Below are 12,604 nucleotides of genomic sequence, written 5' to 3' on the forward strand. Positions count from 1 at the left end.
GTTCCTTAGTTCAGTCGCGGGTAGATCCCAGGCCCGATGGGCAGGCCGACAAGATACCACGCCACCAACATCAGCAACCATACCCCTAAAAAGATAAGCGGATAGGGCAGTACCAGCGAATAGTAGGTACCCAGCTTCGCCTCGGGTTTATAGCGCTGCAGGAAGCCCAGGAACAGCGGCACAAACGGCGACACCGGGGCCAGCGGGATCACCGACGAGTCCGCCACGCGGAACAGGATCTGGGCGAACGCCGGGTGGAAGCCGAGCAGCATAAACATCGGCACGAAGATAGGGGCGAGGATCGACCAGATGGCCGACCCGCTGGCGATAAACATGCACAGCAGGGACGACAGCAGCGCCAGGCCAACGAACGCCGGCACGCCGCTCAGCCCGGCAGTTTCCAGAATGTCGGTGAGCCCCACCGCCATAAACTTGCCCATGTTGCTCCAGTTAAACATGGCAACAAACTGCGCCAGCGGGAACACCATCACAATAAACCCGGCCATCTCCTTCATCGGCTCAATCATCAGCTGGGGCAGATCCCCCTGGCGACGTATTTTGCCGGTGGCGATGCCGTAGGCCAGCGAGACCACAAAGAAGAAGAGGATGATCAGCGGCACGATGCCTTTAATAAACGGCGAAGGCAGGACGGTATGTTTCACCGGATCGCGCAGGATGCCGTTCTCCGGCACCACCATCAGCGCAATGGCGGCAATAAACAGCAGGGAGACCAACCCGGCCACGCGCAGGCCCCGGCGCTGTTCCGGCGATAACGAATCCAGCTTCTCATCGCTGCTGCCCTGCCATTTGCCGAGACGCGGCTCGACGATTTTATCGGTGATAAGCCCGCCCACGATGGTCAGCACAATCACCGAACTGGCCATAAAGTACCAGTTGTCGATCACGCTGACGTGCATCGCAGCATCAATGGATTTTGCCGCCTCGGTGCTGATGCCCGAGAGCAACACGTCGGTAGTCACAATCAGCAGGTTGGCGGTAAAGCCGCAGCCGACACCGGCAATGGCCGCCAGCAGGCCCGCCACCGGATGGCGTCCTACCGCCAGGAAGATCAGCGCCCCCATCGGCGGCATGATCACCAGCGCGGCATCCGAGGAGATATGGCTGAAGAAGGCGATAAACAGCACCATATAGCTGGCGTAGCGGGCGCTGACGTGAGAGGCCATTTTAACCATCAGCGCAGGCAGTAAGCCGGAACGCTCAGCCAGACCCGCCCCGAGAACCAGCGCGAGGATGGCACCCAGTGGGGCAAAGCCGCTGAAGTTTTTGATTACGTTCGGTAAAAACCAGTGCAGACCTTCGACGCTGAGCAGATTTTTCACCGCCACCATGCTGCCGTCAGCCGGGTTGCGGGCGCTGACGTCAAAAGCGGACAGAACTGCGGTAGCGACCATCAAAATCGCAATCAAATAGACAAAAAGCAGGAAAGGATGCGGCACTTTATTGCCGACCCTTTCAACCCAACCATAGAGCTTGCCGGATGGGGAATGCGAAGGTATGGATGACATACTCATGGGCGTTCCTCGGGAGTGTTGTGTTGTTATGTTGTTGTGTAGTTTTATTATTTTAAAGGTGACGGTGTCACGTGTTCTGGGATCGGGCAGTGATACGGTTTGTCATTGAGTTGCCGGGTAAACTCCTCCCGGCAGGCGGCCAGCAGAGCCGGGTCCTGCAACAGATTCAGGACGGTGGCGCCCATCACTTTACCGGCGTGCAGCATGCCTTTATGGGCGATGGAGGTGCGGCCCTGCGCCACTAGTTGCCAGGTATGCAGCGGCGTGCCCACGGTAAAGCAGGGGCTGAAGCACTGGGCCACCGGCATTTTCCAGCTGACATCGCCCACGTCGGTAGAGCCAGCCAGCACGTTATCGGTGATGGCGTAAGGCGCCACTTCGTCAATCAGCAGGGTCTGCTGGTGGCGGCGGGCAAACTGTTTTCCTTCTTCACCCCCGGTTGCGGCAATGTTTTTCAGGCTGTTTTGCAGATCGTTGTCGCTCAGCGTGGCGCGGATCTCCCCGGCGAAAGCGCGTTCCTCATCGTTCCATGCCGGGGTGCCGTAATGCTGCACGGCGCTGTACATGGCCGCTTCCAGCGTGCGGTTTGGCAGGTAGCTGGAACAGGCCTTTTCAAAGCGTCGTTCCACGGTAGTTTCGGTCATCAGCGCCGCGCCCTGGGCAATTTTTTCGATACGCTCATAGATCTGCTGCGCGTCGGCCATCTCCGGGGCGCGGATCAGATACAGCACTTCCGCCTGGGCCTGGACCACGTTCGGCGAGATCCCCCCGGTGTCGGTGATGGCGTAATGAACCCGGGCTTTTTCAATGATGTGTTCATTGAGGAAATTGGTGCCGGTGGTCATCAGCGTGACGGCATCCAGCGCGCTACGCCCCAGATGCGGGGAGTTCGCGGCATGGGCCGCGGTGCCGTGAAAACGCCAGGCGACCTGGATGTTGGCTAAGGTACTGACGTTAAACATGCCGGCGAAGGCTTCGGGATGCCAGGTGACGGCGGCGTCCACGTCATCGAACAGCCCCTCGCGCACCATAAAGGTTTTACCCGAGCCGCCTTCTTCCCCCGGACAGCCGTAAAAGCGCACGGTGCCGCTCCCGCCGTGCTGCTCCAGCCAGCTTTTCACCGCCACGGCGCCCGCGAGCGCGGCAGTGCCGAGCAGGTTATGCCCGCAGCCGTGGCCGTTGGCCCCGGGCGTGTCGCTTTGCGGTGCGGCGCAGTGCGCCTGCTGGCTCAATCCCGCAAGGGCGTCGTACTCCCCGAGCAGGGCGATAACCGGATTCCCTTCGCCGTAGCTGGCCATAAAGGCGTTCGGTATGCCACCAGCCTGACGTGTAAGTTTAAAACCTGCCTCTTCCAGGGCACCGGCCAGCCGTTCGGCAGACCAGAACTCTTCAAAACGGGTTTCCGGGTGATCCCAGATCTCATCGGCAATGGCGGTAAACTGCTGCGCGCGGGTGTCGATGGCATCCTCAACAAAACGGTAAATGGTCTGCATTACACACCTCGCGTCCACGGGAAGTTAAGCGCGGTACGCGCCAGGGTTTCGATGGCAATGAGCATCACCGTCTCGTCAAAGTCGAATTTTTCGTTGTGATGCCCGGCGCTGAGGGTGGTGCCGAACACCATATAGGAGGCGAGCCCGCCGTTTTGCTGAACCCGAGCCATCATTAAGGTGGCGTCTTCAGAGCCGGCCGGGGCTTTCACCTTGTCGATGGCCTGTTCAACGCCGGGAACCTGCGCCGCCTGTTCGCGTAAGTAGCTTACCCACGCCGGGGACGGCTGGCTTGAGGTAGCCGCACCCATCAGGCGCAGCTCATGGCTGACGCCGTGCATCGCTGCCGCGCCCTCAATCACCGCTTTCGCGCGCTCGAACACATAGCTGTTAATGGCTTCGCTCTCGCCGCGCGTCTCTACCTTCAGCAGGGCGCAGGCGGGCACAACGTTACGGCCGCTGCCCGCCTGCATCACGCCGACGTTCACCCTGGAAGCCCCTTCGCTGTGCGGGGCGATACTGTGCAGGCCGATGGCGGCCTGGGCGGCAGCCAGCAGGGCATTACGTCCCTCTTCAGGTTTGCCGCCAGCGTGCGCCGCCACGCCGGTAAAGCGGACGTCGAATTTGGTGGTGGCCATAAAGTTATCGCTGCCGCAGATCACGGTGCCCGCAGGCACGCCGGTGCCGATATGGATAGCGGTGAAATAGTCCACGCCGTCGAGCGCGCCTGCCGCAACCATCGCCCGCGCGCCGCGGGTGCCCTCTTCGGCAGGCTGGAAGATGAGTTTTATGGTGCCGTTCAGCTGCTCGCGGTACTGCATCAGCAGATGCGCCAGCCCAAGACCGATCGTGGTGTGACCGTCGTGGGCGCAGGCATGCATCATGCCGTCGTTACAGGAGGCAAAACCCTTCCGGAAGGGAAGATGGTCATTGTCGCGGGCTTCATCCAGATCCAGCGCGTCCATGTCCACGCGAAACGCCAGCGTTGGCCCCGGACGGCCAGTGTCCAGCGTGGCGACAATTCCGGTAAAGCCGCCTTCAAACGCGCCGAGCCATTTTTCAGGCGCGCCCTGCTGACGGGCACGGGCAAAGGCTGCTGCCAGGGTGGCATCGTCAGGCAGGCCCATACGGCTGTCGGCATCGACCACATCGCGCCCCATCGCCAGGTCGTAGCCCAGCTGGTCAAGCACCTCGGCGACCTTTGCCGCAGTGCGGAATTCCACCCATCCGGATTCGGCATAAAGGTGGAAATCGCGCCGCCAGGCGGTGAGTTGCGGGAAGAGGGCCTTCAGATGCTGCGCCAGAGTATGCATATCGATTCCTGTATCATAAGAATATGTGAACTGCTTCACACTGTGATAGTTTTTACTTATCACTAACCGTTTTTTCACAGATTTAACCTTTCGTGGCTTACCCTCGCACATTCATTTCCATTACAGTAGATGACAGTTTCTTTTCTCTGATAAACAACGGTTATCGGTGCCGACATGACATTTCAGGTAAAATTTCATCAGTTGCGGGCATTTGTGGAAGTGGCAAAGCAGGGAAGCATTCGGGGGGCCAGCCGGGTATTGAGCCTGTCGCAACCGGCGTTAACCAAATCCATTAAAGAGCTGGAGGAGGGGATCTCGGCGCAGCTGTTTGTCCGGCGCAGTAAAGGGGTGACCCTCACCGAGTGCGGCGAGAGCTTTTACCAACATGCCAGCCTGATCCTCGAGGAGCTACGCAACGCGCAGGATGATATTCGTCAGCGGCAGGGCCAGCAGGCCGGGCAGATTAATATCGGTATGGGGGCCAGTATCGCCCGCATGTTAATGCCTGCCGTCATTACCCGCTTCCATCAGCAGCACCCGCAGGTCAAGGTGCGCATAATGGAAGGACAATTAGTTTCGATGATAAATGAATTACGCCAGGGCGAACTCGATTTCACGATTAATACTTATTATCAGGGGCCTTACGATCATGAATTCACGTTCGAAAAATTGTTTGAGAAACCCTTTGCGATATTTTGTCGGGAAGGGCATCCGGCCACTGGCGCTAAATCCATTAATGAGTTACTGAAATATAGCTGGACGATGCCAACCCCGCGCGGCAGTTATTATAAGCAGCTGGAAGAGATGTTTTCCCACCGGGAGCAGATCCCGCATATTGGCGTGGTATGTGAAACCTTTTCGTCAAGTATCAGTCTGATAGCGCAAAGCGATTTTCTCAGCATTCTGCCGCAGGAGCTGGGCTGCGACCCGCTTCTGGCGCACCGTCTGGTGATGATCCCGGTAAAAGAGCCGTTACCCAAAGCAACCTATTACCTTATACAAAGAAGGGATTCCCGTCAGACGCCGTTAACCGCGTCATTAATCACACAATTCAGACGTCACGCCCGGCAGGTTATTTCTCAATCAAATTAAGGATAAAAAAATGGAGCCTGTCGACATCCAACAGACCCCACAGTACACACAGCATTGCTCCACATGCGACTCTGCTTATTGTTTCCTTAGTGCAGATACCTTTATATATAACATTTCCTGACGATAATACAGATAAGAAAGCGCCTGGTTTTAAAAAGTTTAATGTAAGTCATAAAGTTAAACATTCATAAAAATAATCTTAAGGACTGATTAAATATTAATTGCGTTAACTTTATCTATAATTCTTTTTTAATTGATGAGCAAGAACCCGTCCGGCAGGACAACACCGCATTGAGCCGGGAGTTGGGCGCAGGTATAGTAGCCTGTCAGCTAAGCAGGAGGATGCCATGAACCCAGACGATAAATCGCTTTTTCTTGATGCGATGGAAGAGGTCCAGCCTCTTAAGCGCTGCACTGATGTCCACTGGCAACCCGCCCGTACTACGCGCACCCGCCAGCCTGTGGATACCAGCCAGCTCGATAACTTTCTGACCACCGGTTTTCTGGACGTGATCCCCCTGGCCGAGCCGCTGGCTTTCCAGCGCGAAGGGGTGCAGCAGGGCGTTACCGACAAGCTGCGCTCGGGCAAGTATCCGCGCCAGGCGAGCCTGACCCTGCTGCGCCAGCCCGTTGAGCAGTGCCGCCAGCAGCTGTTTACCTTTATTCGCCAGGCTGAGCGCGACGGCCTGCGTAACCTGATCATCATTCACGGTAAAGGGCGCGACGATAATTCCCACGCCAACATCGTGCGCAGCTATCTGGCGCGCTGGCTGACGGAGTTCGACGCGGTGCAGGCGTTTTGCGTTGCCCAGCCGCACCACGGCGGCAGCGGTGCCTGTTACGTAGCGTTGCGTAAATCCGGCGAGGCGAAACAGGAGAACTTTGAGCGCCACGCCAAACGCAGCCGCTAAAACATAACGTTCATGGAAAACACCGCATTATGCTACCGCCAGTTTGGTGAGCCCGGGTCTGTCCTGCAGCGGGAGACCGCGATAAAAGCCCCGCTGCAACCGGGCGATCTTCGGGTGCAGATGCTGATGACCCCGGTCAACGCCTCCGATCTGATCCCCATTACCGGTGCCTACCGCCATCGCATTACCTTACCGGCCATTGCTGGATACGAAGGCGTGGGGCGCGTGATTGCCGCCCCCGACAGCGCTGCCTCTCTTCTCGGTCAACGGGTTTTGCCCCTTCGTGGGGAAGGTACCTGGCAGCGGTACGTGGATTGCCCGGCATCTATGGCGATCCCGGTGCCCGATACCGTTGCCACACCGCTGGCGGCGCGAGCGTTTATCAACCCGATGGCGGCCTGGCTGATGCTCAGCCTCTACCCCGTGCAGGGCAAACAGGTGCTGCTGACCGCCGCCGGTTCGGACTGCGGCATTTTGCTGGGGCAATGGGCGCTCCGGCAGGGGGCAACGGCGGTGTACGGCATTCATCGTTCGGCGATCCACGCGGAGCGACTGCGGGGGATGGGGATCACGCCCATTGCCCAGCAGGACATCGACAGCGTTCGCGCCATCGCGGCGACCAGCGATCTGGCCTTCGACGCCACAGGCGGCGAGCTTGCGCAGACCATTCTGGGTGCGATGGACAAACGCGCAGCATTTATCTGCTACGGGTTGCTCTCCGGTCAGCCCTTTACGTTACAACATCACTTCCCACCCATGCACTGGTTCCATATCCGTAACCACTTCGAGGCCCTGAACCCGCAGGCGTGGCAGGCGGCGTTCCGTGAGATCTGGCCATTGCTGGCCGCAAGCCAGTACAGTGACGCCAGGTTACTGCCGTTCACCGACTGGCAGTCGGCTCTGGCCCACTACCGGCAGGCAGGGCGTACCTGCAAGCCGGTGCTGGCGTTTGAATAATCCTTAACGAGGCTGGCTCATATCACTGAGCAGCAGGGCAATGCTTTTACCGCCTTCGGTCTGCTCCAGCGCAATTTTGGCGATAATGGTCAGGGGCACCGAGAGTAGCATCCCCACCGGCCCCAGCAGCCAGCCCCAGAATATCAGCGACAAAAAGACCACCAGCGTGGAGAGGCCCAGCCCGCGTCCCATCAGACGGGGTTCAAGAATGTTGCCGAAGATCAGGTTCACCAGCAGATAGCCGGCCAGCAGCACCAGCGCAGAGTAAAAGCCGCTGAACACCAGCACCTGGGCAATGGGCGGGATGGCGGCCAGCACCGAGCCGATGTTGGGGATATAGTTCAGCGCAAAGGCCAGCAGCGCCCAGACAAAGGCAAACCGCACCTCCAGCGCCGTCAGCATCCCCCATACCACCAGCCCGGTCACCAGACTGATGGCGGTTTTCAGCACCAGATAGTGCGAGACGCTGTCCAGCGCACGCTGAATGGCGGCCATCCCTTCCACCGGTCGGGTCATCATGGGCTGGAGCTTCGCCGGCAGCTGCGGCACCTCCAGCAGCATAAACACCACCGTCAGCAGCAGTAAAAAGATGGAGGTCATGGCGCTGGAGAGCTGTGACAGCAGGGCGGTCACGAGGGTCATGGCGGCATTGGGATCGATGTACTTCAGCAGCTCTTCCATCGACACTTCAATTCCGGCCCGCTGCAGCCAGGGCTCCAGATGCAGCAGCGGCACGGCAAGCGAAGTGCGATAGTGCGGCAGTGTGCGGGCCAGTTCATTCAGCGAGGTGCCAAGATAGGCCACCAGTAACGCCATCAGCACCACGATAAGTACGATCGGCAGGGTGATAGCCAGCACCCGCGGCAGGCGCAGGCGCATCAGACGCCGTACAACGGGCTGAAGTATCACCGCGATAAACAGCGCCAGGATAAAGGGTACGATAATATCCGCCGCAAAACGGATCCCGGTCAGGACAATCACCAGCATGCCAAGCATGATGACTATTTTTAATCCGTTGAGGGTAATAATGGGTTTCGCCATGCTGGCTCCTGATGCTGTCCTTTTTATATATTCTAACGGCGCAGCGCCTTTAATAAATTAACCAAACGCAAACGGCGAGGGTAAAGAAATGAAAAGGCTTTGAGTAAAATCCTGGCTTATGGTAAAAATCAGCTGTGTTTAACTACCGGAGACAATTTTCATCTGCACTGACGAGAAGCAACACCGCAGATAATTGTAATTTTATGGACAATTTGTTCAGCATCGTTTTATCAAATCTCAGTTCCGCTCTGTACTCCTCTTTTTGCCTGCTTTCTGGCGAGCAACACTGGCGCAACGCGCTGTAGACCCTCTCTCTGCCTGAGCTGGCGCATCGCGCCCGGCCAATCTGTTGTATTTTTTTACCCGGCTGCCGCTAACGGCGAGCCGCGAAGGATTATATTCTCAAGCAGGAGAAAAACATGTTTTACTGGATCCTCTTAGCCCTTGCTATTGTCGCTGAAATAACCGGCACACTTTCCATGAAATGGGCCAGCGTCACGGGCAGCCACAGCGGCTATATTTTAATGCTGTCGATGATTGCGCTGTCCTATATTTTCCTCAGTTTTGCGGTTAAAAAAATCGCACTGGGCGTGGCGTACGCGTTATGGGAAGGCATTGGTATTCTCTTAATTACCCTGTTCAGCGTTATGCTGTTTGATGAGTCGCTTTCCGCAATGAAAATTGCCGGTCTGACGACGCTGGTAGCGGGGATAATATTAATCAAATCCGGAACCCGCAAACCGGCGAAACCACGCGGGGAGGTGTCCCATGCAACAGTTTGAGTGGGTGCATGCTGCCTGGTTAGGTCTAGCTATCGTGCTGGAGATTGCCGCCAACGTTTTGCTGAAGTTTTCCGACGGTTTTCGCCGCAAAATCTATGGTCTGCTCTCCATTGTCGCGGTACTCGGCGCGTTCAGCGCCCTGTCGCAGGCGGTAAAAGGCATTGATCTGTCGGTTGCCTATGCCCTGTGGGGCGGGTTTGGTATTGCGGCCACGCTTGCTGCAGGCTGGATCCTGTTTGGTCAACGACTGAATCATAAAGGGTGGATGGGGCTGCTTCTGCTGCTCGCCGGAATGATCATGATAAAACTGGCCTGATAACGTCGCTGCCTGTCATTACAGGCAGCGAAATCCATGTCCTGTATTACGCTTAAACTGAGGGCATAAAACAGGACGGCCAATGCATGTATAACCCATTAAGCTGGCGTAAAATTCCTTCTGCCAGGACTTTGTTTGTTATGATCTTCATGGCAGGGGTCGGCTTAATTTTCTCTGTTGTCGCCTTGTTGTACCTCTCCCTCAACCTCATCAGCAGTAAAGCCAACGAAATCGACGAACAGCGCACGGCGCTCTCGGTGCAGGGCGCGGTACAGACCTCGGTAAACCGGGTCTGGTCGCTGGTGATTGATAATGCCGTCTGGGATGACGCGGTGCGTGAAGCCTATCGCCCGGCGCTCGACATCGACTGGCTCTACAACACCTGGGGCGCGGGCTACAAGGTGAATAACCTCTATGACGGCACCTTTGTGCTCGATGAGCGATTCCAGGTGCTGTGGGGATCGTTCAAAAGCCAGCCTTTTGCGGAGAAAAATCTCGATTTCTTTGGCGACGGCTTAAAGTCGCTGATCCTGATGCATACCAACTCCCTGCGATCGGATAAAAACATCTACGCCGGGATCACCCGCACCCGGGCGGGTATCGCTTTTGTTGGCGTGGGGCTGATCCGACCGACGATCGGCAGTCTGAGGGCGGGAGATAATACCCGCCGCTATCTGGTGATCACCCGGCATATTAACCCGCAGATCCTGCGCGACCTCGGGAATACCTTTCAGATCGACAACCTGACGTTTACGCCGGAGCGGGTTAGCGACGTCAGCGTGCCGCTGAATAGTTCATCCGGGGAAGTGCTGGGGTATCTCTCGTGGCAACCGCGTCTGCCGGGGGCGGCTGCGGCGAAAGCGGCCTCCCTCGATATCACCCAAATCGTGCTGCTCACGGCGGCGCTGATATTACTTTTTATCCTCTTCAGCTGCGTGGGGCTGTATAAACTGGCGCGCGGTGAGACGCTGGCAAGATCGGTGGCGCGCACCGACTGGCTAAGCCATTTGCCCAACCGCCGGGCGCTGATCGAAGAGCTGGAGCGGGTGAGCCAGCGCGGCGATACCGATCGCAAAAGCGTGGTGTTTATCGATCTCGACGGCTTTAAGGACGTCAATGATATCCATGGCCATGAGGTGGGCGACGAGCTGATTGTCACCATCGCAGGCGCGCTGCGCGACAATGTTCCCAAAGACGGCATGCTGGCCCGGATGGGCGGGGATGAGTTCGCCATGACCATCGGCGGCGACAACGCCGAAGCGCTGGCCTCGGCGTTTGCAGGCTTTGTTCTTGATTACCTTCACTCACCGATTACCGTCGGTGAGCGTTCGATCCACATAGGCGCCAGTATCGGCATCGCCAGCGACACGCTGGTGGACTGCACCAGCACCGAGCTGTTCCGCCGCGCCGATATCGCCATGTACCACTCCAAAATCACCGGCAAGGGGCGGGTTACGCACTATGACGTCGAGCTGAACAACGAGCGCGAGAGGCGGCTGGCGATTGAAGAGCAGATCCGCCATGGCCTGGAGCATAACGAGTTTGATGTCTGGTATCAGCCGATCATCGATGCCCGCAGCCAGAAAATGGTCAGCGTGGAGGCGCTGGTGCGCTGGCCGCGGCGACCGGAAGGGCCGCTGGCGCCGGATGAGTTTATTACCATCGCCGAAACCAGCGGGCTGATTTACGGCCTGGGGCAGTTTGTCCTCAGCCGGGCCTGTCAGGATCTGGAGCCGTACAGGGATCTGAAGCTGTCGGTCAATATCTCCCCGGCGCAGTTTCGCGACCCCGAGTTTGAAGCCAAAGTGGAGGGGGCGCTGGCGCTCAGCCGTTTTCCGGCCACCCGCCTGCAGCTGGAAGTGACCGAAACCTACGTTCTGGAGAACCCGGAGCGGGCCCGCTCGGCCATCAACAATCTCAAGGCGCAGGGCATTGCGGTGGCGCTGGACGACTTCGGCACCGGCTACTCCAGCATCGGCTATCTGCGCCGCTTTAACTTCAATACCATCAAGATCGATAAGTCGCTGGCCGGGCTGGTGGATCACGACGAGCAGGCCTCGGCGCTGGTGAGCGGCACGGTGCGCATTGCCAGCGCGCTGGGGATGACGGTGGTGGCTGAAGGGGTGGAGAACGAAAAACAGATGAAGCTGCTGCGGCTGGCGGGCTGCGATCAGCTCCAGGGTTACTGGTACAGCCAGCCAATGCCGATAGAGGCGATTATGGCGCTACGCCAGCAGCGCCAGTGCTGAGTTACTGCTGGGCCAGTTCGGCCAGCTTGTCACGAAAGCCGGTGACTGACAGGGCCCGGTTATCGGCCCGCCAGCGATCTTTCGCCGCCGGTGCCGAGCTCTGAACGCCGATAAGCTGCCAGCCCGCAGCGGTTTTCAGCATCAGCGGTGAACCGCTGTCGCCTGGCAGGGTGTCGCACTGATGGGACAGCACGCTGTTTTGCGCCCAGCCGGTGACAATGCAGTCCTGATGGGTATAGAGCACATCCAGATGATCTTCCGGATATCCCGCCTGGCTCACCTTGCGATCGGCCTGTTTCAGGGCAGCGGTCAGCTCTTCTTTGGTACCGGCAAACAGCGGCAGCGGGGTAATGCCCGACGGCGGATTGCGCAACACCACCAGACCAAAATCCCACGACGCGGCAGAAGGCGGCACGATCCAGCCATCGCCGTCGGCCTTTAACCGTCGGCCTAACGAGGCATCAACCCGGCCTTCAATGCCGTGGATTTCGTAGCGCCAGCTCCCTTTTTGCGATACGAAGCGCAGGGCAACGGCGGTATCGGGTTTGCCTTTTGGCGGCACCAGCAGGCAGTGTCCGGCGGTCAGCGCCAGCTGAGGAGTAATGAGGGTTGCAGTGCAGAGGTTTCCGCTGGCCGTTTCCAGCTGGCCAATGGCATCCCACGGCGCGCGGGAGGGGTCAGCGACACGCGTGCGATCGTCATGCCCAAAAAACAGCGTTTGTACCTCTTTTGCGTTCGCGGCCTCGTCGTCGCCATTGTCCGCATGACTTAACCCAGAAAAGAGAAAAAACGTTCCCAGTACAATCACAACAGATTTACGCATATCACACTCTGAAGGGAATAATTATGATTATTAAATATGAACCCTGGTAATTAACTATAGACGGGACAGCGCGAAAGTGGGAGTAAAATCAGCGTGCT

General features: G+C 57.9%; 12 protein-coding genes. 7 read left to right on the forward strand and 5 right to left on the reverse strand.

Features of this window, described 5'->3' with window-relative positions; all coding sequences use genetic code 11:
• Positions 1-5 precede the first annotated feature (5 nt).
• From abgT to ACOYA6_RS05790, 3 genes are read right to left on the reverse strand one after another with little or no spacing between them, the layout of a single operon-like run.
• On the reverse strand, positions 6-1,532 hold the full coding sequence (gene abgT / locus ACOYA6_RS05780; RefSeq protein WP_138368859.1) for a p-aminobenzoyl-glutamate transporter: 1,527 nt from the start codon (positions 1,530-1,532) through the stop codon (positions 6-8).
• Between the two features lie 47 nt (positions 1,533-1,579).
• Positions 1,580-3,025 carry a M20 family metallopeptidase gene (locus ACOYA6_RS05785; protein ID WP_422654214.1) on the reverse strand — a complete coding sequence of 482 codons (1,446 nt, stop codon included), beginning with the start codon at positions 3,023-3,025 and terminating at the stop codon, positions 1,580-1,582.
• A complete protein-coding gene (locus tag ACOYA6_RS05790; RefSeq protein WP_422654215.1) occupies positions 3,025-4,335 on the reverse strand; it encodes a M20 family metallo-hydrolase in 1,311 nt (436 codons plus the stop codon). The genes ACOYA6_RS05785 and ACOYA6_RS05790 overlap by 1 nt, the downstream gene beginning before the upstream one ends.
• Before the next feature lie 174 nt (positions 4,336-4,509).
• Here ACOYA6_RS05790 and ACOYA6_RS05795 point away from each other — a divergent pair, with 174 nt between their 5' ends.
• The 3 genes from ACOYA6_RS05795 to ACOYA6_RS05805 all read left to right on the forward strand — a co-directional run bounded on the left by ACOYA6_RS05795 (position 4,510) and on the right by ACOYA6_RS05805 (position 7,295).
• Positions 4,510-5,427: a LysR family transcriptional regulator gene (locus ACOYA6_RS05795; RefSeq protein WP_422654216.1), complete on the forward strand. Its 918-nt coding sequence runs from the start codon at positions 4,510-4,512 to the stop codon at positions 5,425-5,427.
• Positions 5,428-5,774: 347 nt separating this feature from the next.
• A complete protein-coding gene (gene smrA, locus ACOYA6_RS05800; protein ID WP_138368863.1) occupies positions 5,775-6,338 on the forward strand; it encodes a DNA endonuclease SmrA in 564 nt (187 codons plus the stop codon).
• A gap of 12 nt (positions 6,339-6,350) precedes the next feature.
• On the forward strand, positions 6,351-7,295 hold the full coding sequence (locus ACOYA6_RS05805) for a zinc-dependent alcohol dehydrogenase family protein (RefSeq protein ID WP_422654217.1): 945 nt from the start codon (positions 6,351-6,353) through the stop codon (positions 7,293-7,295).
• Positions 7,296-7,298: 3 nt separating this feature from the next.
• Here ACOYA6_RS05805 and ACOYA6_RS05810 read toward each other — a convergent pair whose 3' ends face one another.
• Positions 7,299-8,336 carry an AI-2E family transporter gene (locus tag ACOYA6_RS05810; RefSeq protein ID WP_422654218.1) on the reverse strand — a complete coding sequence of 346 codons (1,038 nt, stop codon included), beginning with the start codon at positions 8,334-8,336 and terminating at the stop codon, positions 7,299-7,301.
• A gap of 134 nt (positions 8,337-8,470) precedes the next feature.
• Here ACOYA6_RS05810 and ACOYA6_RS05815 point away from each other — a divergent pair, with 134 nt between their 5' ends.
• The 4 genes from ACOYA6_RS05815 to ACOYA6_RS05830 all read left to right on the forward strand — a co-directional run bounded on the left by ACOYA6_RS05815 (position 8,471) and on the right by ACOYA6_RS05830 (position 11,683).
• Entirely contained in the window at positions 8,471-8,641 is a 171-nt protein-coding gene (locus ACOYA6_RS05815) for a protein YdgV (RefSeq protein ID WP_419146397.1), read from the forward strand.
• A gap of 114 nt (positions 8,642-8,755) precedes the next feature.
• Positions 8,756-9,118 carry a multidrug/spermidine efflux SMR transporter subunit MdtJ gene (gene mdtJ, locus ACOYA6_RS05820; protein ID WP_039029203.1) on the forward strand — a complete coding sequence of 121 codons (363 nt, stop codon included), beginning with the start codon at positions 8,756-8,758 and terminating at the stop codon, positions 9,116-9,118.
• Positions 9,105-9,434, forward strand: coding sequence for a multidrug/spermidine efflux SMR transporter subunit MdtI (gene mdtI / locus ACOYA6_RS05825; protein ID WP_223074152.1), 330 nt, complete (start codon positions 9,105-9,107; stop codon positions 9,432-9,434). Before mdtJ ends, mdtI begins: the two co-directional genes overlap by 14 nt.
• An 86-nt stretch (positions 9,435-9,520) precedes the next feature.
• A complete protein-coding gene (locus tag ACOYA6_RS05830; RefSeq protein WP_039029205.1) occupies positions 9,521-11,683 on the forward strand; it encodes a bifunctional diguanylate cyclase/phosphodiesterase in 2,163 nt (720 codons plus the stop codon).
• A 1-nt stretch (position 11,684) separates the two neighbouring features.
• Here ACOYA6_RS05830 and ACOYA6_RS05835 read toward each other — a convergent pair whose 3' ends face one another.
• The gene (locus tag ACOYA6_RS05835; protein ID WP_039029206.1) at positions 11,685-12,506 is read right to left on the reverse strand and encodes a trypsin-like serine peptidase; all 822 of its coding nucleotides are present in this window, start codon (positions 12,504-12,506) and stop codon (positions 11,685-11,687) included.
• Between the last annotated feature and the right edge of the window lie 98 nt (positions 12,507-12,604).

The organism is Leclercia barmai (assembly GCF_049312895.1).
GTDB classification, from domain to species: Bacteria; Pseudomonadota; Gammaproteobacteria; order Enterobacterales; family Enterobacteriaceae; genus Enterobacter; species Enterobacter barmai.